At 70.3% G+C, this 20262-nt stretch carries 18 protein-coding genes, 3 pseudogenes and 1 other annotated feature; of the genes and pseudogenes, 7 read left to right on the top strand and 14 right to left on the bottom strand.

The features are described 5' to 3' along the window. Positions 1 to 3 precede the first annotated feature (3 nt). Positions 4 to 1023 (bottom strand): annotated as a pseudogene (mobF, locus tag JOE55_RS13250) (MobF family relaxase); the annotation flags it as partial. 237 nt (positions 1024 to 1260) lie between these two features. On the opposite strand from mobF, the gene JOE55_RS12870 reads away from it, so the two are divergent. Further along, complete coding sequence (locus tag JOE55_RS12870; RefSeq protein ID WP_204783131.1) at positions 1261 to 1716, top strand: hypothetical protein; 456 nt, start codon at positions 1261 to 1263, stop codon at positions 1714 to 1716. Positions 1717 to 1740: 24 nt separating this feature from the next. Here JOE55_RS12870 and JOE55_RS12865 read toward each other — a convergent pair. Further along, positions 1741 to 2691 (bottom strand): annotated as a pseudogene (locus JOE55_RS12865) (IS3 family transposase); the annotation flags it as partial. After that, positions 2584 to 2694: a sequence feature (AL1L pseudoknot), on the bottom strand. (Overlaps the previous pseudogene by 108 nt.) Before the next feature lie 87 nt (positions 2695 to 2781). On the opposite strand from JOE55_RS12865, the gene JOE55_RS12860 reads away from it, so the two are divergent. Then, positions 2782 to 3939 carry an IS30 family transposase gene (locus tag JOE55_RS12860; protein ID WP_204781924.1) on the top strand — a complete coding sequence of 386 codons (1158 nt, stop codon included), beginning with the start codon at positions 2782 to 2784 and terminating at the stop codon, positions 3937 to 3939. Here the strand turns inward: JOE55_RS12860 and JOE55_RS12855 are convergent. From JOE55_RS12855 to JOE55_RS12845, 3 genes and pseudogenes are all read right to left on the bottom strand, one after another. Beyond that, a complete protein-coding gene (locus JOE55_RS12855) occupies positions 3901 to 4209 on the bottom strand; it encodes a transposase (protein WP_204783129.1) in 309 nt (102 codons plus the stop codon). The genes JOE55_RS12860 and JOE55_RS12855 overlap by 39 nt on opposite strands. A 51-nt stretch (positions 4210 to 4260) precedes the next feature. Further along, positions 4261 to 4413, bottom strand: a pseudogene (locus tag JOE55_RS13640) (transposase); the annotation flags it as partial. A gap of 70 nt (positions 4414 to 4483) precedes the next feature. After that, positions 4484 to 6202 (bottom strand): choline/carnitine O-acyltransferase, encoded by a 1719-nt coding sequence (locus tag JOE55_RS12845; RefSeq protein WP_204783127.1) that lies wholly within the window; start codon positions 6200 to 6202, stop codon positions 4484 to 4486. A gap of 216 nt (positions 6203 to 6418) precedes the next feature. On the opposite strand from JOE55_RS12845, the gene JOE55_RS12840 reads away from it, so the two are divergent. Further along, entirely contained in the window at positions 6419 to 7420 is a 1002-nt protein-coding gene (locus JOE55_RS12840; protein WP_204783126.1) for a glycosyltransferase family 1 protein, read from the top strand. Then, on the top strand, positions 7417 to 8364 hold the full coding sequence (locus tag JOE55_RS12835) for a glycosyltransferase family 2 protein (protein WP_204783125.1): 948 nt from the start codon (positions 7417 to 7419) through the stop codon (positions 8362 to 8364). The genes JOE55_RS12840 and JOE55_RS12835 overlap by 4 nt, the downstream gene beginning before the upstream one ends. A 55-nt stretch (positions 8365 to 8419) precedes the next feature. Here JOE55_RS12835 and JOE55_RS12830 read toward each other — a convergent pair whose 3' ends face one another. The 9 genes from JOE55_RS12830 to JOE55_RS13500 form a co-directional block, all read right to left on the bottom strand. Continuing rightward, the gene (locus JOE55_RS12830; RefSeq protein ID WP_204783124.1) at positions 8420 to 9289 is read right to left on the bottom strand and encodes a hypothetical protein; all 870 of its coding nucleotides are present in this window, start codon (positions 9287 to 9289) and stop codon (positions 8420 to 8422) included. Continuing rightward, on the bottom strand, positions 9286 to 10686 hold the full coding sequence (locus JOE55_RS12825) for a sugar nucleotide-binding protein (protein ID WP_024290616.1): 1401 nt from the start codon (positions 10684 to 10686) through the stop codon (positions 9286 to 9288). Before JOE55_RS12825 ends, JOE55_RS12830 begins: the two co-directional genes overlap by 4 nt. A gap of 64 nt (positions 10687 to 10750) precedes the next feature. After that, the gene (locus tag JOE55_RS12820) at positions 10751 to 11674 is read right to left on the bottom strand and encodes a glycosyltransferase family 32 protein (RefSeq protein ID WP_204783123.1); all 924 of its coding nucleotides are present in this window, start codon (positions 11672 to 11674) and stop codon (positions 10751 to 10753) included. Between the two features lie 55 nt (positions 11675 to 11729). Further along, the gene (gene rfbB / locus JOE55_RS12815; protein ID WP_204783122.1) at positions 11730 to 12725 is read right to left on the bottom strand and encodes a dTDP-glucose 4,6-dehydratase; all 996 of its coding nucleotides are present in this window, start codon (positions 12723 to 12725) and stop codon (positions 11730 to 11732) included. 21 nt (positions 12726 to 12746) lie between these two features. Next, positions 12747 to 13721: a glycosyltransferase family 2 protein gene (locus tag JOE55_RS12810; RefSeq protein ID WP_024290619.1), complete on the bottom strand. Its 975-nt coding sequence runs from the start codon at positions 13719 to 13721 to the stop codon at positions 12747 to 12749. Continuing rightward, positions 13718 to 14239 (bottom strand): acyltransferase, encoded by a 522-nt coding sequence (locus JOE55_RS12805; protein WP_024290620.1) that lies wholly within the window; start codon positions 14237 to 14239, stop codon positions 13718 to 13720. Before JOE55_RS12805 ends, JOE55_RS12810 begins: the two co-directional genes overlap by 4 nt. Further along, entirely contained in the window at positions 14236 to 15258 is a 1023-nt protein-coding gene (locus JOE55_RS12800; RefSeq protein ID WP_024290621.1) for a glycosyltransferase family 2 protein, read from the bottom strand. Before JOE55_RS12800 ends, JOE55_RS12805 begins: the two co-directional genes overlap by 4 nt. A gap of 52 nt (positions 15259 to 15310) precedes the next feature. Next, entirely contained in the window at positions 15311 to 16087 is a 777-nt protein-coding gene (locus JOE55_RS12795) for an alpha-1,2-fucosyltransferase (protein ID WP_204783121.1), read from the bottom strand. An 82-nt stretch (positions 16088 to 16169) separates the two neighbouring features. Beyond that, the gene (locus JOE55_RS13500) at positions 16170 to 18005 is read right to left on the bottom strand and encodes an ATP-binding cassette domain-containing protein (protein WP_204783120.1); all 1836 of its coding nucleotides are present in this window, start codon (positions 18003 to 18005) and stop codon (positions 16170 to 16172) included. Between the two features lie 91 nt (positions 18006 to 18096). On the opposite strand from JOE55_RS13500, the gene rfbA reads away from it, so the two are divergent. From rfbA to JOE55_RS12775, 3 genes are read left to right on the top strand one after another with little or no spacing between them, the layout of a single operon-like run. Continuing rightward, the gene (gene rfbA / locus JOE55_RS12785; protein ID WP_024290624.1) at positions 18097 to 18999 is read left to right on the top strand and encodes a glucose-1-phosphate thymidylyltransferase RfbA; all 903 of its coding nucleotides are present in this window, start codon (positions 18097 to 18099) and stop codon (positions 18997 to 18999) included. Then, positions 18996 to 19853 (top strand): nucleotidyltransferase family protein, encoded by an 858-nt coding sequence (locus tag JOE55_RS12780; protein WP_024290625.1) that lies wholly within the window; start codon positions 18996 to 18998, stop codon positions 19851 to 19853. Before rfbA ends, JOE55_RS12780 begins: the two co-directional genes overlap by 4 nt. Next, positions 19850 to 20212 carry a hypothetical protein gene (locus tag JOE55_RS12775; protein ID WP_204783119.1) on the top strand — a complete coding sequence of 121 codons (363 nt, stop codon included), beginning with the start codon at positions 19850 to 19852 and terminating at the stop codon, positions 20210 to 20212. The genes JOE55_RS12780 and JOE55_RS12775 overlap by 4 nt, the downstream gene beginning before the upstream one ends. Positions 20213 to 20262: the final 50 nt, after the last annotated feature.

Here is a 20262-nt window from a genome sequence, read left to right as displayed (position 1 = left end):
CGAGGCGCGGTCGCGCCACTGGGCGCTCTTGCGTTCAAGGCTGCGGTGGTCGTCGTGGTCCTTGGCCTCGCGGGTGGCGAGGGTGGCCTGACGACGGATGTCCAGGAGATCACCCTCCGATGGTCGGGCACCGTGCTCTTCAGTCCAAGCAGCGATGAGTCGGTCGGCTTCGGCCTCGATCGCCCGCGCTCTGGTGGAGAACTCGTTGATGAGTTCGTCCGGGACGCCTGCCAGTTCGATGCGCGCGTTGCGGTCGGTGAGCTGGAGACCGTCGGCGCTGGTCGTGATCTCGCCGCGGATCTCGGCTTGGGCGCCGATGGTGCGGGCGAGCTCGTCGAAGAGAAGACCGTTGAATCGCTCGGAGGCGGCGACGACGTTCTTGTGCAGGTTGACGGAGTCGAGGGTGGTCCAGGCTCCGTCGGAGGCGCGCTGGATGCGGTTGGCGACGACGCCATGGGTATGCAGCTGCGGGTCGCCGGCACGGGAGTCCCAGTGGTCGAAAGCGGTGGCGACGAGTCCGCGGGTGGCGACTTTGGCGACGCCGGCATGTCCGGCTCGGGTCTAGATGACCCGGTCGTCCAGCCACGACAGGCTCTGATCGACGGCTGCGCGGTGGGCAGCATGGATCGCGGCCTTGGTCGGTTCATCGGCCATGGCCCACAGCACCGAGACGGACTTCGGCACGGAGAACGTGAGGTCGAATCCGGAGACAGGCTGCCGGTCGGACTTCGCGGGCTTGCCGGCGGCGGTCTTGGCTCCCTCGGGGGCCTGCTGGGCGGTGATCGGGGCGCGCCCCAGGGGCTCGCCAGTCGTGGGGTGTGCCGAGTCCTGGAGGAGTCGGCGCGCGGCCTGGGCAGTGACGCGCGTGCCGGGATCGATGCCGAGCCCGGCGGTGCCGGCACCGAGCCATCTGCCGGGCGGGGCACCGGCAGAGGTGTAGTAGCGGGTGAGGTCGCGGGTGCCGGTGCCGGCTACCGCGGCGTCGCCGATCGCGACCTGCTCCAGGTAGTACTCGACGGACATCTTGGAGATGGAGACGGTCATCGGTTCCTTCTACGGGGAGCGGTTGCCGGTCGGGGTGTGCGTGCTGGTGCTGCCGTCTCGGTGGTGCCGGTGCCGGTGGCTTGCCGGAGCCGCTGCCAGGTCGAGACGACTTCCTGGTCGAGCCCGGCAAGCGGCAGTCCCGTGCCGCCGGAAGCTTGCCGGGCGATCCGAACGGCAAGGGCTTCCCATTGCCGTTCGGATGAGCTGCGTCGGCACTTGCCGTTCGGCAAGCTCACGCTGCTCGGCATCGGCACGGAACTTGCCGATCACGTCCCGGAGCTGAGCGTTGTTCCGCTTCTCGGTCTGGAGGTCCTGCCGGGCTTTGCGCAGGGCGTCGGCCAGCTCGGCGTTCTCTCGGCTGAGTGCGTGCTGATCACGGCCCATGGATTCGATCGCCCGCTCGGCGCGACGGTCCGCGGCCGCGGCGGCGACCTCGGCCGCGCGGGTGCGATCGCGGTCGGTCTGGTGGCGGGCGCGGAGCCTGGCGATGGTGCGCTTCTTACCGGCGAGCTGGCGATCAGCCTTTGCCAGTTGAGAGAGGTCGACCATGGCCTGCGACGAGTCTTGCTCGGGCTGGTCATGGGCACGTCTCCAAGCAGCCCGGTCCCGACAGCGCTTGTTGCAGAAGCGCTGGTTGGGCCGGGGATCGGAGATGAGTCGCGTGCAGGCTGAAGCGCCCTGGGTTTCGTTCCGAGGTCAGGACGCAACGGGCGCTGAATCCTGGTCGTGAGTGTAGGCCGCCTCGACCTCCGCGGGAGTGCAGTAGCCGAGGGCTTCATGGAGGCGGGCCGTGTTCCACCAGTGCACCCACCCCATCGTGGCCAGCTCGACCGCCTCGACGGACTCCCAGATCCGCTTGGCGTGAATGAGTTCGGCTTTGTAGAGCCCGTTCACGGTCTCGGCCAGGGCGTTGTCGTAGGAGTCGCCCACGGTGCCCACCGAGGCGCTCACCCCGGCGGTGATGAGCGCGTCCGAATACGCCAGAGAGACGTACTGGGAGCCGCGGTCTGAGTGATGGACCAGACCTTCCCGGCCCCGGCTGGCTCCCGTGCTCAACAGCGCGTGCTCCAGGGCCAGCAACGGCAGCCCCGCAGTGTGAAGGCTGCCCGAGACGGCCCACCCGACGATGCGCCGGGAGTAGACGTCGGTGATGAAAACGACGTAGCAGAACCCACCCAGGATCCTCACGTAGGTGATGTCAGCGACCCAGAGCCGATGCGGCCGATCCGCCGTGAAGCGGCGCTCGACCATGTCAGGGCGGGCATCCGGCTCGCGGGCAGGCTTCGTCGTGATCGGCTTGCGCCCTCGCCTCACGCCCTGCAGCCCGGCGGCACGCATGAGGCGGGCTGCTTGGTCCCGGCTGATCTCCCAGCTGGCCCGACGCATGGCCTGGTGCATCTTCCTGACGCCGTAGACGCTGTAGTTCTCGACATGGACCCGCCTGATCTCCTGCCCGAGCATCGCGTCTCGCACAGACCGCTCAGAGGCGGGCCTGGTCTTCGCGGGGCGGTAGCCGCGCGAGGTGATGAACCCACACTCCGTTGCACTCAGCGTGCGGCAGATGGCCTCGACCCCGAACTGATCACGATGCATATCGATGAACGCGATCATCTCGTCGTGGGGCGGTCGAGCTCCGCTGCGAAAAAAGCCGAAGCCTTGCGCAGGATCGGCGGATTCAAGCGGTCAGCGCAACATCTCCTGTGAGATGGGACAGTCACTGATCACAGGAGGATCCGGATGCAGGGCAAGCACGGTCATCTCAGCCGGGAGCAGAAGCAGCTGGCGCTCAGGCTGCACGCGAGGGGCTGGCGGCTGGTCGATATCGCCAAGGAGATCAGCTGCAGCGCGCCGCTGGTCGGCATCATGGCCCGCGCCGGCAGGCACCTTGACGCCAGGCCGTTCGGGTGGGAGCCACGTCAGGGCTGTCTGACGATCGACGAGCGCGAGCAGATCCTGCTCGGGATCAATCGCGGCGATACCTTCACCGCGATCGCCGAGCAGCTGGGGCGTGCGGTGTCGACCGTCAGCCGTGAGGTGAAGCGCGGTGGGGGTCGCTGCGGCTACTCGGCGTGGCGTGGTCATGAACGTGCCCGCGAGCAGGCGCGTCGACCGAAGCCGTTCAAGCTTGCGTCGGGCCGGCTGCTCGAGGAGGTCGCCAGCCGGCTGGAGCAACTGTGGTCACCTGAGGAGATCGCAGCGCGCCTACGGTTGGATCACGCCGACGACCCGGAGATGCGCGTGAGCCACGAGACGATCTACCAGTCGCTGTTCGTGCAGGGCCGAGGCGAACTGCGCCGTGAGCTGGCGCGGTGCCTGCGGTCCGGAAGAGCGGCCCGCAAGCCCCGCGGAACCACGGACGGTCGCGGCCGCATCCCCGGCATGATCATGCTCAGCAAGCGCCCCGCAGAAGCCGACGACCGCGCCGTGCCAGGCCACTGGGAAGGAGATCTCATCCTCGGCGAGGGCAGCCGCAGCGCCATCGGCACGCTCGTTGAGCGCTCGACGCGAATGACACTGCTGCTGCACCTGCCCGACGGCAAGAGCGCCGAGCAGGTCGAGGCCGCGATGCGCGCCGCAATCAGCAAGCTGCCGTCCTCGTTGATTCGAACGATCACCTGGGACCAAGGCGCGGAGATGTCCAAGCACGCCGCGTTCACCATCGCCACAGGAATCCCGATCTACTTCTGCGATCCCCACTCGCCCTGGCAGCGGGGGAGCAACGAGAACACCAACGGCCTGCTGCGCCAGTACCTGCCCAAAGGCACCGACCTGAGCGTCGTCAGCCGCGAGGAGTTGGACGCGATCCAGGACAGCCTCAACGGACGCCCCCGCAAGACGCTGGGCTATCTGACACCATCAGAGAAGCTCGCAGAGTTCCTTGCGCCCACCGCTTGAATCCGCCATCTCGTTGCCGCGGCGCAGCTCAAGATTCTCTCTGCGCAGCTTGGTGATCTCCTCGGCTTCAGCGGTGCTCAGCCCTGGAGCCTCGCCCTGATCGATGCGGTCCTGCTTCCACCAGTTCCTCAGCGTGTGCGGTGAGATCCCGCCGAGGGCTTCACCGACGGCGGTGCAGGCGACCCAGCCAGAGCACTGCTCGGCACGGACGCGTTCTTCGATGAGCTTCAGGGCTCGCGCCTTGAACTCGGGGGTGTACTTCTGGGGCATGATCCGATCCTCCTTGAGGAAGTAGGTCGGAACGAAACCCAGGGCGCTTCACACATCCCGCCACGGCGCCCCAGTCCGGTATTTCCACGCGATCCCCTCAACAGCGAGCCGATGATCCGTCCACGGCCGCGAGCGGCCAGTGGTCGACGGCATCAACGGCTCTATCACGGCCCACAACCCGTCAGAGATCTCCTGTCGCGTCACCGTTCAAGGCTCACCCAGCCGAGGTCGAAACCTCTTGATCAACACGGCCTAGTGGGGCCCGGAGCTCGCTTCAGCGCGCGGGCGTCCCGACAACGGACCACAGCAGCTGCGCGGCCTCGACCAGCGCCTCGGCGAAGCCGTCGGGGTCCTCGGCCGTGTCGGCGCGGAAGCTGAGGCAGAACTCGAACTCGCGCTCGCCCTTGGTGTAGGCGATGCCGAAACCGGCCGCGGAGGTGGGGGCGAAGGCGTAGCGCACGATGGACTGCGCCCCGCCCACCGAGGTGGTCGACAGGAAGTCCTCCGAGAGCGCCTCCAGCGATGGATCCCCGAGCAGCCCCTTCCGCACCTGGTCCTCATCCGCCATGAGCCGAAGGCCGGTGACGTGGCGCTGCGGGCCGTGCCCAGCCTTGCACGCCTTGATCCAGTCCTTGTGCGCCTCGATCGCAGCGCGCAGCTGCTCCTGGGTCGCGGTGCCCTCCACGGCGGCGGCCGCGAGCTCGACGGCCTGGGCCGTCACCGGGCGCAGGCACTCGGTGCGCCCGGCCTGGAAATCGCGGACGTCGACCGACTCGTAGACGCTGCGCACCCGTCCGAAGGCCAGCTGCTGGGCGATCGTGAAGATCAGCTGCTGGACTGCGTCGTCGCTCATCCGGAACGGCCGATCCTCGGCGGCCGCGCGCGGCACCGTGACGAGGCGCACCGACAGCGGCTCGGCGGCCCGAGACACGCCCTCCAGCCCGGTGCGCACGCGCTGGGCCTGCTCCGCAGTCATCGACCAGGCGAGCTCCGGGGCCTCGATGACCAGCTCCGGAACGGCGGCAGGGGCGTCGTGGATCTCGACCTGCTGCATGCGGCCCACGGCCGCCAGCACCGTGGCCCCGTCGATCGTGCTGTGCTCCACGTGCACGCCCGTGAAGGAGTCGTGCAGCGCGATCTCGTAGGACATGGGCTTGCGCACCCAGGCCTCGTGGAAGCCGAAGGCCAGGTGCTGCAGGTGCTGCTCATCCGTGAGCTGCTGCTCCTGCAGGTCCACCGTGTACACCAAGCGGGACAGCCGGTCGTAGGTCCGCGCGTTCGCCGAGTCCTGCAGCAGCTCCTCGAGGATCTCGGCGGCGTCGTCGGCGGGCAGCCAGGAGACCGCGCCGAAGGGCAGCTCGTCCCGGGCTCCGCCCGGCGCGGCGACGATCGTGCGCAGCGCCTGCGCTATACAGGCGGCGCTGCGGGGCTGGCCGTCGGCATCGGCGATCGGCAGCACTCGGAGGCGCCCGCGGTGGAGGATGCCGATCTCGGCGTCGGCGGCCTCGACCCGCGGCCGGCGGATCTCGTCCATGCCCGCCTGCGGGTGCCGCAGCCCGCCGCCCAGGGCCTCCCACTGCTGCATGCACAGGTGCGCACCGCGCGGGCTGACCTCCACCGGGGTCTCACCGCGCAGCTGCTGCAGGTGGACGGCGGCCGCGCGGTGGATAAACCGGGCTGCGCGGTCGAGGCCGGGAGTCCCGGGCTCGTCGGCCAGCTGGAAGCCCACGCTCGTGCTCAGCGGCAGGGACTCGCGCGTGCGCAGGTAGCCGCGCAGCCACTCCCGCGACAGCCAGCTGCGACCGGCGGCGTCCTCCCGCCGGGCGAAGTCCAGCAGGCGCTGCTGCAGCACGGGGGCGTCGCCGGCCAGCCACTGCCGGGCGGTCTCGCGGGTGCGCTCGGCCTCGGCGTCGTCCTGGAGGGGTCGAAGCGCGCTGAGCAGCCGCTGCACGGTCGGCTCGAGCTCGGGCACAGGCAGGACGGTTGTGGTCATGGGTGTCCTCTGGGAGAAGGCGGCGGCGATGACGGCCTCTCGATTCTCGCAGGCGGCGAGCAGGCCCGGCAGAGCGCGTCAGCGACTGTGATCAGGGCCACGTCACCCGGACTCGCTGCGGCTCGCGGCAGGTGCCGCGGGTGGTCGCGCCCTAGAATCGGGCGAGCCCCGCGGCACCGAACTCGGGGCCACGATGATGCGAGGAGGGTCGGCGCCTTGGAGCTGGATCTGCTGCAGGTGCGCGCCGGCGGCCAGGGGTGGGGCCCGGTGGACGCCCTCGTCCAGCTGAGCGCGCGTCTGCTGGACGCACGGCTGATCACCATCGATGAGCGCGCCCGCCCCACGGCGCTGCAGCGCGGCGCCTCCGCGATCCCCCGGCTGCTCTCCGCCTCCTCGCGTCGTCTGCTGGTCATCGCCCCGAATCCGGCGCACCTGGCCCAGGCCGCGCGGATGCGGCACTGGCTGCCCGGCTATGCCTCGACCGCGGCCTGGGTGATCGACTCGTTCTGGACCGAGCGCATCGCGCGCTTCGCCCGTACCGGACGGCACTTCGATCACCTGTTCATCACGGACCCCGGACTTCGCCAGGAGTGGGCAACGCTGACGGATGCTGCCGTCTCCGTGCTGCCCTGGGGCGCCGACACCCTCGCCTTCCCGCTGCAGGACGGCAGCCGGAGCACCGATCTGCTGCGGGTCGGACGCCAGCCCTCAGCCTGGGACGACGACGCCGCCATTGCGCGCCTGGCCTCAGCGCGTGGGCTGCGCTTCGAGGGACGCCCACCGCTGGATCCTGCGGACCCCGCCGGCAGCTATGAGCAGGTGCGGTCGGCACTGCTGCGCACGCGCTTCATGCTGGCGTTCTCCAACCTGGTCAGCCCCACGACCTACACCCACCCGACGCGGGACTACCTCACGGGCCGCTGGACCGATGCGCTGGCGGCCGGCGCGGTCGTCGTCGGGGCGGCGCCGAGCAGCGCCGCGCAGCTGCTGTGGGAGACGGCCACGGCGGAGGTCTCCCCCACGGATCCGGTCGTCGGACTCGAGCGCATTGCCGAGCTCAGCGCGCAGTGGACCCCGGGCTCGGCACGAGCCCAGCAGCTGCTGGCCCGGCAGAGTCTGGACTGGCGGCATCGTCTCCGCACGCTGTCCGAGGTCCTGGGGCTGCCAGAGCCCCCGGAGCTCACCCGGGAGCTGAGCCAGCTGGTGCCGCCGCGATGAGCGCCGATCCGCTGCGCCGCCTCAAGCACCGGGCCTTCCTGGCCCGCCGGGACGCCGGGCTGGTGGGAAGCAGCCTGCTCAGCCGCCGGACCGGAGCACTGGCCCAGCAGCTGCGGATCGCCCGTGCGGGTCTGGACCTGCCGCCCCTGGCGGCTCACCGGGGCCTGTGGGCCGTGGGCATGGTCCGCGATGAGGCCGATGTCGCGGCCGAGACGATCCGGCATCTGCTCGAGCAGGGAGTGGAGCGAGTGCTCGTAGCGGACAACCTCTCCACGGACGGCACCGGTCGGATCCTGCGCGAGCTGGCCGCCGAGCATCCTCAGGTCCTGGTGGCCCGGGACGCGGAGCCGGCCTACGTGCAGTCCGCCAAGATGACGATGCTGGCCGATGCCGCGGCCCGTGCGGGTGCCAGGTGGGTCATCCCGTTCGACGCCGACGAGCTCTGGTACGGCGCTGAGGGCACTCTTGCCGAGACGCTGTCATCCGCACGCGCTCCGATCGCCCGGGCCGTGGTGCACAACGTGTTCCCCTCCCCCGACTCCGAGCACGAGCTCCGGGTGGATCGGACCCCCCACTACGACGACAAGGTCGCCTTCCGCCCCTTCCCCGGGGCCGTGGTGGCCATGGGCAACCACGAGGTCAGCCGACCGGGCAGATCCGAGTCGTCGCTGCGGATCCTGCACCGCCCCTGGCGCAGCTACGAGCAGTTCGTCCGCAAGGCCCGCGGCGGAGCCTCGGCCCTTGCACTGACGCAGCTGCCGGCCGAGAAGGGGTACCACTGGCGAGCCCTGGGCGCACTGTCGGACGACGAGCTGGGCAGGGCATGGGAGTCGCTGCTCCAGGGCACGGCATCGCAGGAGATCGCATGGCGGCCCCGGGGGAGCCTGGTGCCGCTGGGGCCGCGGCTGCCGCGCTTGTGGGACGAGGTCCGGCGAGCGCTGTGAGGCACTGCCTGCCAGAGCACGGACGTCGTCCACGATCCAGAGGCGCCAGCGGCCCTCAGCGCCCGACGAGTCGGCGCAGTGGCGCCTCCGCGGCCGGGACCCTCTCGAGCAGAGGGCGGACGGTGCGCTTGGCACGCGACCAGGCGCGCGCCCGAGCTGCGCGTGCGAGCCGCTCCGGGCGGGTCATCGGGCTGCGCACGCGGACGCTGTAGCGATCCAGCAGGTGCTCGGGCACGAGCTCCTCCCCCACCCCGAAGCGCTCCGCGAAGCGGACGACGCCCAGCGGCTTGTCGCCGTGGCCGCAGAAGTGCATGACCAGCGCGTCCGAGAGGGAATCCTCGTAGTAGTGGCCCCGGGAGTTCAGCGCGCGGTGTCCGACGATCTGCGTGCGCTCGAGCAGATCGGTCGTGGAGAGGGCCCACCACATCTGGTCCTGGTCGCCGCCGGTGAACAGCCCATCGCGCTGCGGATCCCACCACTCGCGCACGGCATCGAGTTCGGCGTCCTCCATGAGCCGCAGCAGCCTGTTCGCGTCGTCGCCGCGGCGCAGCAGGAAGACGCCCGTGTTGATGCGGGACCAGAAGCCATTGGGCTCCTCGGGCCCTTCTGCGATGACCAGGAACTTCCCGTCCTGCTCTGCGTCCTGGGCAAGACGGCGGATGCCGTCGGAGTCGAAGTCCGTGAAGTAGGCGTCGTCGTCGATCCACACCAGCCAGTCGTAGTGCTCCAGGAGACGGCGGATGATGGCTGTGGAATAGAGGAAGGGGTTGTCGATCCCCTCGTCCAGTCCGATCTCCAGCCGGTAGTCCAGACCGTGCTCCCGGGCATAGATCAGGTGATTGACGTAGGAGCGGAAGCGGATCTCGTCTCCGCCGGATACCAGGCCGATGGACAGCTCCTGCTCGCGGCCGTGCCCGTGGGTCATCGTGACTGCTCCTTGAACGTGCGCGTATAGGCGCTCAGGCTCTCCATCGCCTGAGGCAGGGTGCCCTCGGCTCCCAGCAGGGAGTTCCTGGGACGCGGCGCCGCACCGGGGCGGTCCCGGAAGAAGTCCGCCGTGCTGACGGGGCTCACCCGCTGCGGGTCGTGGCCCGTGAGCTCGAAGACCGCGCGCGCCACCTGGAACCAGCTCATGGCCGGTCCCGCGTTGGTGACGTGCCGGGTGCCGTAGGGGGCCTGCTCGACCACGAGGTCCAGCAGGACCTCGGCCAGGTCGGCGGCGAAGGTGAGACGGCCGTGCTGATCATCCACGACGGCGGGGTCGATCCCCCGCTCGGCCAGCGAGGCCATGGTCCGCACGAAGTTCGCGCCGTCGCCGATCACCCAGCTCGTGCGCACGATCCAGTGCTTCGGCCAGGTGCGCACCGCGGCCTCCCCGGCCGCCTTGGACTGGCCGTAGACGGACAGCGGGGCCACGGGGTGCTCGGGGGCGTGCTCCTGATCCAGCGGCAGGGAGCCGTCGAAGACGTAGTCGGTCGACACGTGCGTCAGGGGGACGTCGTGATCGCGGCAGGCGGCGGCAAGCGCGCCCACGGCCGTGGCGTTGACCTGCCAGGCTCGGGAGCGGCCCTCGGCGGTCTCGGCCTCGTCGACCGCAGTGAACGCCGACGCGTTGAGCACCGCGCGGGCGGTCTCCAGCTCGCTGAGCGGCCAGCTGCCCGGGTCCTCCATGTCCCATTCGCCCCGGGTCAGGGCCCGGTGCGCGATCCCGCGACGACGGCAGGCCGCCACCAGGGCACGGCCGAGCTGCCCAGCGGCACCGAGGATGAGCACGGGCGAGGCCCGCACCGGTGCCACCTGCGCCAGACGCGGATGCTCGCGGTCCTTGTCCGAGAGCTCCGCCTGCTCGAGCGGGACCGGCCAGTCGATCGCCGCGGTCTCGTCGGCGAGGTCCAGGAACGTGTAGCGCGACTGCGCCTCGGGCGACCAGTGCGCGGTGACCAGATAGGTGTAGGCGGTCGAAGGCTCCAGGGTCTGGAAGCCGTTGGCCACCCCCCGCGGGACGAAGACCGCGGTGTCCGGTCCGATCTCCTGCGTCACGACGGCGCCGAAGCTCTCCCCCTCGCGCAGGTCGACCCACGCGCCGAAGACCCGGCCGGTCGCAACGGACACGTACTTCTCCCACGGCTCGGCGTGCAGGCCGCGCGTGGTCCCGATCGCGCCGTTGAAGGAGATGTTGTTCTGCACCGGTTGGATGTCAGGCAGCCCGGCCTCGGTCATCTTCTGCCGCTGCCAGTTCTCCTTGAACCAGCCGCGGCTGTCGCCGTGGACGTCGAGCTGCACGATCAGCAGTCCCGGGATCGCTGTCTCGGTGATCTTCACGGGCGGGACCTTTCCAGAAGAGAGAGCCATGGCACGGACACGGAGGGCGGCTGCCCCGCGAGGCTCATCGGTAGCCGCCGCCGGTGTAGTCGAAGTGCATCTGCGGCCAAGGCTCGAAGCGATGCGCGTATCGCAGGGCCAGAGGCGAGAACACATGCCCCATCAGAGCGCTCCACGGTACCGGGTAGTCGCCCTCCAACCCGTACGGGTCCTGGGCCGGGTGCTGCGCGAGCAGTCCCTGGAAGTAGTCCAGGCGCCGCTCGACCTCGCACAGCCACTGCTCGGTCCAGCTGGAGCCGGGCTTGAAGGCGAAGGCCGCCTGGAAGGCCGTCCTCGTGTAGTAGAGCCGCTGCTGCCTCCCGAGGGGGCCCATGGCGGGGCACGTGTTCCGCGAGCTCATCTCATGCGGTCCGGCGGCCCACAGATGATCGGCCGAGTTCAGCCTCTCGAGCACCGGGGCCCACGGCTGGCGCATGACCTTGAGATCCGCGTAGGCGCCCCCGTGATGGTGCATCAGGTAGCAGCAGAGGTAGTCCGAGCGATGTACGGGGCTCAGGAACGAGAAGGCAGGGTGCAGCGGCGAGCCCTTGACGAGGACGTCGTCGAGGTTCTCCAGCGTGATCAGCGCGATCTCGAGCCCGGCGTTGACCTCCCGCATCACCTGCAGGGCCGTCCGGCGCGGGGCCGTCAGCTCGTTGGCGCCCAGCCAGGCCGCATAGACGACCCGCGGAGCCTCGCCGCGCGGCCCGTGCTCCACATGGGGGAACCGGAGATGGTCGATCTGGAACGTCGAGGAGGCGGGCACCACCACGTCGCCGACGTGCTGCTCATGCTCACTCGGGTCATACCGGTACTCGATGTGCGCTGCCCAGTGCCGACGGGCGGCATCAGGCGCCCGCTTCAGCCGCCGACGGGTCAGCCACAGCCCGTGCTTGATCCGCCGCAGCGGCCGCAGCAGGTCCCTCGGCGTTGGCTCCGGCTCGCTCATGGCCTCGCGCCCCCTGCGCCCCGACGCGCTCCACGGCGCTCGGCCGGGTGCGCAGTCACTGCCCCTCCCGGGCGTAGCCGGCCTCGACGGCGGCCTTGTGCGGGCGCCACCAGGACTCGTTGTCGCGGTACCACTGCACGGTCGCCTCGAGCCCGGCGCGGAGATCGGTGAAGCGCGGGGTCCAGCCGAGCTCCTCGCGCAGAGCGGTCGCGTCGATCGCGTAGCGGCGGTCGTGGCCGGGACGGTCGCGGACGAACTCGAGGTCTTCGGCCGGCCGGTCGAAGATCTCGAGCAGCAGCCGGGCGATCTCCAGGTTGCTGCGCTCGCCGTCCGCTCCGATCAGGTACGTCCGGCCGATCTCCCCGCGCTCGAGGATCCGCAGCACCGCCGAGGAGTGGTCCTGCGTGTGGATCCAGTCGCGCACGTTGAGCCCCTGCCCGTAGAGCCGCGGCGGGCGGCCGTCGATCAGCTCGGTGATCTGGCGCGGGATGAACTTCTCCACGTGCTGATGCGGGCCGTAGTTGTTCGAGCAGCTGCTCAGCGTGGCCTCGAGACCGAAGGAGCGCACCCACGCGCGCACCAGGTGATCCGAGCCGGCCTTCGAGGCCGAGTAGGGACTCGAGGGGCGGTACGGCGTGGTCTCGGTGAACTTCTCCGGATCGTCCAGGGCCAGATCGCCGTAGACCTCGTCCGTGGAGACGTGGTGGAAGCGGGTGCCGTGCCGGCGGGCGGACTCCAGCAGGGTGAAGGTGCCGACCAGATTGGTCTGGATGAACGGAGACGGGTCCGCCAGCGAGTTGTCGTTATGCGATTCGGCCGCGAAGTGCACGACGGCATCCGCCTGGCGCATCAGATCGTCCACCAGCTCGGCATCGCAGATATCGCCCTGGACCAGGCGCATGCGCTGCGGATCGGCTCCCTCCAGGGAGGCCGGATCGCCGGCGTAGGTGAGCTTGTCCAGCACCACGACGTCGTGGGCGGTGGTCTCCAGGACGTGGTGGACGAAGTTGGAGCCGATGAAGCCGGCTCCGCCGGTGACGAGCAGTTCCATGATGAGCAGGGCCTTCCGTGGTCAGTCGGAGCTCGAGGATGAGGCGGAGGCGGCGGGTTCGAGGCCTTCCCCGATCCGGCGGGCCGGGATGCGGCGCAGGATGCGATAGCGCAGCATCCCCTGCAGCGCTCCCAGGTGCCCGCCCAGGAGCCGGGCGTGCAGAAGCCTGCTCTCCCGGTCTCGAGCGAGCAGCAGCCGCGGCGCCTCGCGTGCGACGGTCAGCAGCGAGTCCTTGGCGCTGGGACCGTTCATGCCGCGGTCCCGGAACCGGATCCACAGCAGGATGCGCGCCAGCTGCTGGATGCGCTGCTGACGCAGCAGCGCCCGTGGGGTGGAGCGCAGGCGGTACTGCATCGTGGCAGCGGGCACCCGGAGCATCGTTCCGCCGGTCTCCAGGAAGCGCCAGGAGAAGTCCGTCTCCTCCGATCCGCCCGGGTACGCCGCATCCATGCCGTTGACAGCCCAGTAATCGCTTCGCAGGATTCCGAAGCCGCATCCGGGCACCGAGGGCAGATAGCCGGCGAATCCCTCCTCCGCCACAGTGGGCGGCTCATCCGTCGCCTGCAGTCGCTGCAGGTCGGAACCGATCCCATAGGCTGCGAGCACCGCTGAGTCATTGAACCCCTCATGCAGGAGGGTGCTCGAGGCCAGGCATCGTCCCCCGGCCCGCACAGCATCCGCCATCGCGCTGACCCAGTTCTCGCTGACGAGGTCATCTGCATCGCAGAACAGGAGGATCCTCCCGCGGGCGACAGCTGCCCCGCGGTTCCGCGCGAAGGACGCGCCGTGCTGCGCTGAGGCGTCCACGATCTGCAGGTCGAGATCCTCGCGGAAGCCGGCGGCTGCTCCCGCCAGGCCATCCGAGCTCCCGTTGTCGGCGATCACGACCTCGAAGCGCGGTGCACCGCGCTGGGCAGCCAGCGCCGCCAGCTGCTCTCCGATCACGGCAGCGACATCGTGGGCGGGGATCACCACACTGACCTCGGGCGCACTCATTCGGAGACCTCCGGGGAATCGTCGGGGAGCTCGCGGATGCGGCGGGCGGGCACGCCCGCGTACACGCCGTCGGCGGCGCAGTCCTTCGTCACGACCGCTCCGGCGCCGATCACGCAGCCGGAGCCGATCGTGACGCCGGGCAGGATGATCGCCCCGGCCCCGATCCAGCTGCCGTCGCCCACATGGACCGGGTCCGGGTGCCCCGGAGCGGCCCGCTGCTGCGGGCCGCCCACGGGATGACGGGTGGTGACGAACATGGCTCGCGGCCCCACGAAGACATGGCGCCCCAGATGGACCTCCGTGTCCACGAACACCTGCCGGTTCAGGAAGCTGCCCTCGCCGATGCTGATCCGACGCGGCGGGGCGAGCACCACGCCGTCGCTGATCAGCACTCCGTCCGCCACGCCGGCCAGGCCGAGGCGCTGGAGGAGATCGCGCCGACGGGTGTTGGGCACGATCGGTGTCAGAGCCGCCTCCCATGCCGCGCGCCGCAGCGCGGCCAGTCCTGGGATCCTCATCTGCTCGCCTCATCCTCCGGGGTCGGGTGCATGTCCATCGACGGCGCTGCGGCCTCCTGCAGACCGACGCCGATCTGCGCGTCGGGCATCCGCCTCAGCCAGCGGTACCGGACGGTGCCCTCGGCCAGGCCCCAGGCGATGCTCGTCCTGTGGATGAGCCCGAACCAGTCCGGCGTCTGCCGCCGGCTCAGCATCTTCAGTCCTGCTCCGGCACAGCGCAGCAGCTCCGTGTGCCAGCGGGGCATCTGCGAGGCGGGCCAGGCATCGTAGCGCTGCATCAGCAGGCAGTGGGCCCGGGCGGATCGACGGACGATGCGCAGCTGATCGGAGGCCGACCAGTGCCCTCGGCAGCCGACACGGAGGTGTTCGGCCGAATGCAGTGACACCCCGGCCCGCTGTGCGCGGAAGGCCAGGTCGTTGTCATCGCCTGCCAGCGGGAAGGACTGATCGAATCCCCCGAGCCTCAGCAGCAGGTCCCTCCGTGCGCCGAAGTCGCCGCCGAAGAGCACGGGCAGTGCCTGCCCGTCTCCCTGCCGCACCTCGACGACGGCGTCCTCCTGCGACGGCTCGACGTCGAACCGGGCCCGGATGACCTCCAGCGGATGCTCGAAGGCCCCCTGGGGCAGCAGGTGGGCCATGCCGGTCCACAGATCCGCCGTCTCGAAGGCAGCCGCTCCCTGGGCCAGCCAGCGGGCGGAGACGGCGTCGTCGGCGTCGCAGAACATCAGCAGCTCGGCGCGCGCCGCACCGATGCCGACATTGCGCGCGTAGGACGCACCCTGGTGCGCCTCCGCTCGCAGCACGCGCAGGTCCAGGGGCCCGCCCAGGAAGGGCTGCACCGCCGCAGCGAGGTCATCGCTGGATCCGTTGTCGACCACGATGACCTCGAAGGCCGGCGGATCGACCTGTGCAGCCAGCGCCTCGAGCTGCAGCGGAAGCGTCCGGGCAGCGTTGTAGGCGGGGATGATCACGCTCACCGCCGGTGCGGCGGCGCGATCAGCGGGGGGAACGGTCGTCATGGCTGTGCTTCCTGGGGTGCTCGGGGGTGTGCCCAGTGCGGGTCCTGCGGGATCAGAGTCCAGGGTCAGTCTGGTACTCATCCTCGGGGATCGCCGTCCATTGCGGCAGCAGCAGCGGCGAGTCGCCGTGGTTGTACTGCCGGGTGAAGAACAGCGGAGCGAGGATCTGACGAGGGCGCTGCGCTGGGGGCCGGCTCGTGGCCAGATACCCGCCCCAGTAGGAGAACGTGGAGTTCGTGAGGATCAGCGTCCTTGCTGCGGCCAGCTGGGCGAGGTCCTGGAACATGTCGTGCGGCGGCGGCATGGCCTGCACTGCCCCCCGCTCGGCCAGGAAGCCCAAGTGCTCCATGCACCACGGAGGGTCATCGGAGACCAGCACGAACCGCTCCTGCGCAGTGCTCGGTATCCGTCGCACGGCCTCGCGGATGAAGGCCTCGATGTCCATCCCGTAGCGGCTGCGGTTCAGCGCGTCCGAGTAGTAGTCCCCGCGGCGGACGTTGACCACGACCGCATCCGGCACTGCAGCTGCCACACGTTCGGGGAAGCCCGAGCCCGGCAGCAGCACCTCGCGCACGAACATCGGGATCTCCGGGACCAGGTAGTCGTAGCCAGCCTGCTGGCCCCATTCCACGGTGCGCCGCTGGAGGGGGCCGACCTCGTGCTCCTGGACGGTCCACTCACGCAGGCCGGGGAACTCCTCGAGCCAGGGGCGCATCTTGGGCTTGAAGCGCACCGTCCACCGCTTGCCGGTGCGCCGAGTGCGCGACCAGGCGGTGAGCCACAGGTACAGGAAGTTCCCGCCGTTCATGGGCTCGGCACCCCAGATCACGGAGGGGCTCTGCCGCCGCAGGGGGCCCAGGCTGCGGGCGATAAGCGGCCTGAGAGCATCGAGCGGTCTCGACCCCATCGCCTCAGCCCACCTCCAGCCGGCCGAGCTCGACCAGGTGCGCGAAGTCGGGGTCGCGCTCCACCAGCTCGGACATCGTCCCGCTCGCGCGCAGCCGGCCCTCGGCGAAGTAGAGGATCTGATCTGCGTTCTTCACGGTCGACAGGCGGTGGGCGATCACGATGACCGTCAGCTGTCCGTGCAGCTGCTCGACGGTCTCCGTGATCTGCCGCTCGGTCTCGTTGTCCAGGGCGCTGGTGGCCTCGTCCAGGATCAGCACACTCGGACGCGAGTACAGGGCGCGGGCGATCCCCAGCCGCTGCGTCTGACCGCCTGACAGGCGTGTGCCGGCCTCCCCCACGGTGGTGTCCAGCCCGTGGGGCAGGGACTCCACCACTTCCGTGAGCCGGGCCTTCTCGAGCACGTCGGCCAGGTGGCGCTCGTCGATCTCTCCCGCAGGCGCGGCGAAGGTGATCAGGTCCCGGATGCTCGCGTCCCAGAGGTAGACGCGCTGGGAGACCATGGCCACCCGCGGCAGCCATGCGCCCGGGTGCTCCGTCAGATCCACGCCGCCCACGCAGAGGCTGCCGGTCGAGGGCTCGTACAGTCCGGCCAGCAGGTCGGCGAACGTCGTCTTGCCTGCGCCCGACCCGCCCACCAGTGCCACGGTCGATCCCGCCGGGATGTCCACGCTGACGCCCTCCAGCACAGGGCGCTTGCCGTCCGGGAAGCGGAAGCCCAGATCGCGGACGCGCAGCGGCGCGGTGGGGTCCAGCTCCACGTCACCGCCCGTGCGCCGAGCAACCCCCTGCTGCTCGAGCGTGCGGATCTCCGCCACGAGTCCGCGCAGAGCCGGGGTGCCCGCATGGATCTGGTTGTTGGAGGCCACCACGCGGTTCAGCGCCGGGACGATGCGCATGGCAGCCGCGACGAACACGGCCAGCAGGCCGAAGGCCCTCTCGGGGCCCTGCAGGCCGAACAGCAGCAGCGCCACCAGCAGGATGCCGAGGATCATGACGACCTCGAGCAGGTAGCGCGGCAGCTCGATGAGCACCGACTGGAAGCGCGCCAGCCCGGCGGCCTCCTCCTTGTTCCTGCGGTAGCGCTCGACGAACAGCTCTTCGCGCTGGAAGAGCCTGGTCTCCCGGAAGCCCTCGATCGCCGGATTCAGGGCGGCGATGGCGTCGCGGTCGAGCTCGAAGGCACGATGGGCGAACTTGAGCGACCAGGGCTTGAGATAGCGGGAGAGCAGCACGGCGAAGCCGCCGAAGACGACCAGGGCCGCAGCCGCTGCGATCGGTGACATGGCCACGAGCAGCCCGAGCATCAGCACGATGGACAGCAGGTCCACCAGCAGCGCGAGCCAGCTCGAGAGCACCAGGGAGAACGCCGCGGGCACGGCACCGCCGACCATGTTGGTCATCGCGGACTTGGAGCGCAGGCGGTGATCGACGTAGCGCGCGGCGGCGTAGCGGCGCAGAAGCTCCGCCTGGACGGCTGCGCTGGCCCGATTCGACTGCCCGATGCTCCACCACCGGATGGCGATGACGGCCACGTTCTTGACCAGGAAGGCGGCGCCGACGGCCACCGCTGTGAGGATCAGCAGCCGCCGAGGGTCGGTGCCCGCCAGCGGGACCAGGAACCGATCGACCGCACCCGGCAGCGGGTCCGGGGCGGTGAGCATCTGGGTCAGCGGCAGCATGGCCGCGACCGCCACGAGATCCAGCATGGCCGCCAGCAGCGCGGCGACCGCCATGGCGATGATCCGCCAGCGCATCCGCCACGGCACCAGGGTGAAGACCACGCGCAGATCGGCGATGGTCGACCCGGCCGAGAGGCGGGACTGATCGCTGGGGGGCACAGGCTTCTCCGAAAGGGGGTTGGGGATGCGGCTGCAGGAGCCAGAACGATGCGATCGCATGGGATGCATGTCTCGCCCTAGGATAGTCCCCATGAAGGGCATCATCCTCGCCGGCGGGACCGGCTCACGGCTGCATCCCATCACCCTCGGGATCTCCAAGCAGCTCATGCCCGTCTACGACAAGCCGATGATCTACTACCCGCTGTCCACCCTGATGCTGGCGGGCATCCAGGACATCCTCATCATCACCACACCGCAGGATGCCGAGGCCTTCCAGCGCCTGCTCGGCGACGGCTCCCGATTCGGCATCCGGCTGAGCTACCAGGTCCAGCCCTCCCCCGACGGCCTGGCCCAGGCGTTCCTGCTGGGGCGCGAGCACATCGGCGAGGACTCCGTGGCACTCATCCTGGGCGACAACATCTTCTACGGCCCCGGCATGGGCACGCAGCTGCGTCGCCATCAGGAGGTCCGGGGGGCCTCGATCTTCGGATATCGGGTCAGCGACCCCGCGGCCTACGGCGTGGTCGAGTTCGACGACGCCGGCCACGCCGTCTCCCTCGAGGAGAAGCCGCCCCTCCCCCGCAGCCCCTACGCCGTGCCCGGGCTGTACTTCTACGACAACGACGTCATCGCGATCGCCGAGTCGCTCAGGCCCTCGGCCCGCGGGGAACTCGAGATCACCGACGTCAACAGGATCTTCATGGAGCAGGGCCGCCTCAGCGTCGACATCCTGCCGCGCGGCACCGCCTGGCTGGACACCGGCACGTTCTCGGACCTCAACGACGCCTCCAACTTCATCCGCACCGTGGAGAACCGCCAGGGCCTCAAGGTCGGGGCTCCCGAGGAGATCGCCTGGCGACAGGGCCTGCTCAGCGACGACGCGCTGCGCGAGCGCGCCGAGCCCCTGGTGAAGAGCGGCTACGGCAGCTATCTGCTCGGCCTGCTCGAGCACCAGGACGCCTCCGCTCCCGACGCAGCGGAGCGAGCCCGGTGACCGAGCCCGCCGTCGGCTCCGCCCTCCCCATGGAGGTCCGCGTCCGCTTCGCCCACGCGATGATCGCCCACCTGTTCGCACAGGCGGGGATCCGAGCCCTGCACCACAAGGGGCACACCGCCCCGGAGGGCACCTATGTGTCCGGTCGAGCCTCCACGGACGCCGACGTCCTGGTGCCCCCGGACCAGGCCGCCCGAGCCATCCAGGTCCTGCAGGCCCGCGGCTGGGACCTGGTCACGAGCTACCGGGACGGGTCGATCTTCCAGCACGCGGCCTCCCTGTGGCACAGCCATCTGGGCTACGCGGACATCCACCAGCTGATCCCGGGCACCGGCCCCACGCCCCAGGCCGTCTTCGAGCGGCTCTGGAGCCAGCGCTCCACAGCGGATATGGGCGGACAGCCCTGCACGGTGCCGGGGCGCTTGGACCACCTGGCTCTGATCGTCATCCACGCCGCCCGCGACACCTCGAGGGGGCAGCCGGACACGGCCCACCTCCGCTCGAGCCTCTCGCCCCAGGAATGGGCCGAGGTCCGAGCCCGCGCGCTGGAGCTGCGGGCAGCAGCGCCCTGGGTGGTCGCCACCGGCGAGAGCGCACCCGCCGCGCAGGCGGAGGTCGCGCTGTGGCGCGCACTGCGCGATGGCGCCGAACGGGACGTCCTGCTGCGCGCCCGGATCCACGCCGCGGAGGGCTTCCGAGAGCGGGCGAGCATCACCCTGGGCACGCTGGTGCCGAATCGCGGTCATCTGCGCATGCAGCTCGAGAGGGAGCCGCGCCTGACGGATTACCTGGCGGACTACCGCGACCGGCTCGGGGCCGCCGTCGGCGCGGTGAAGAGGGGTCTGCGCCGATGATTCCCCGCGCACATCCGATGTCCTGGCGACCGGCGCCGACCGTCGTCTGGCTGTCCGAGCCTCACGACGAGACCGCAGCGGACGCGCCGACGGTCTATCTCCTGGACCTCGAGGCCGAGATCCCCAGGATCCTCGAGCAGTCCTCGGCCCTGATCTGGATCGCGCTGCTGGAACGGCTGGCGCACCCCTCGACGTCGGCGGACGAAGGCGTCACGGCCGCACGGATCGCCGAGGATCTGACGGCGGGCGCACCGCTGGACCCGCAGGACATCCAACCGGACATCGAGCGGTTCCTCGAGGCTCTGGGCGCGGACGGTGTGCTGATCCCGGCGTCGAGGGAAGGCATGCGCCAGGACTGATGCCCTGCGCCCCCGTCGCACCGGCTCCGTCCGGAGCAGGCGACGGACCG

The organism is Kocuria palustris (assembly GCF_016907795.1).
GTDB classification, from domain to species: Bacteria; Actinomycetota; Actinomycetes; order Actinomycetales; family Micrococcaceae; genus Kocuria; species Kocuria palustris.
This window is presented reverse-complemented; position numbering and strand designations above follow the sequence as displayed.

Excerpts from the sequence above, each read along its gene's own strand:
- JOE55_RS12860 (WP_204781924.1), top strand. The coding sequence starts at position 2,782 with ATGCAGGGCAAGCACGGTCATCTCAGCCGGGAGCAGAAGCAGCTGGCG.
- JOE55_RS12855 (WP_204783129.1), bottom strand. The coding sequence starts at position 4,209 with ATGCCCCAGAAGTACACCCCCGAGTTCAAGGCGCGAGCCCTGAAGCTC.
- JOE55_RS12845 (WP_204783127.1), bottom strand. The coding sequence starts at position 6,202 with ATGACCACAACCGTCCTGCCTGTGCCCGAGCTCGAGCCGACCGTGCAG.
- JOE55_RS12835 (WP_204783125.1), top strand. The coding sequence starts at position 7,417 with ATGAGCGCCGATCCGCTGCGCCGCCTCAAGCACCGGGCCTTCCTGGCC.
- JOE55_RS12830 (WP_204783124.1), bottom strand. The coding sequence starts at position 9,289 with ATGACCCACGGGCACGGCCGCGAGCAGGAGCTGTCCATCGGCCTGGTA.
- JOE55_RS12820 (WP_204783123.1), bottom strand. The coding sequence starts at position 11,674 with ATGAGCGAGCCGGAGCCAACGCCGAGGGACCTGCTGCGGCCGCTGCGG.
- rfbB (WP_204783122.1), bottom strand. The coding sequence starts at position 12,725 with ATGGAACTGCTCGTCACCGGCGGAGCCGGCTTCATCGGCTCCAACTTC.
- JOE55_RS12810 (WP_024290619.1), bottom strand. The coding sequence starts at position 13,721 with ATGAGTGCGCCCGAGGTCAGTGTGGTGATCCCCGCCCACGATGTCGCT.
- JOE55_RS12805 (WP_024290620.1), bottom strand. The coding sequence starts at position 14,239 with ATGAGGATCCCAGGACTGGCCGCGCTGCGGCGCGCGGCATGGGAGGCG.
- JOE55_RS12800 (WP_024290621.1), bottom strand. The coding sequence starts at position 15,258 with ATGACGACCGTTCCCCCCGCTGATCGCGCCGCCGCACCGGCGGTGAGC.
- rfbA (WP_024290624.1), top strand. The coding sequence starts at position 18,097 with ATGAAGGGCATCATCCTCGCCGGCGGGACCGGCTCACGGCTGCATCCC.
- JOE55_RS12775 (WP_204783119.1), top strand. The coding sequence starts at position 19,850 with ATGATTCCCCGCGCACATCCGATGTCCTGGCGACCGGCGCCGACCGTC.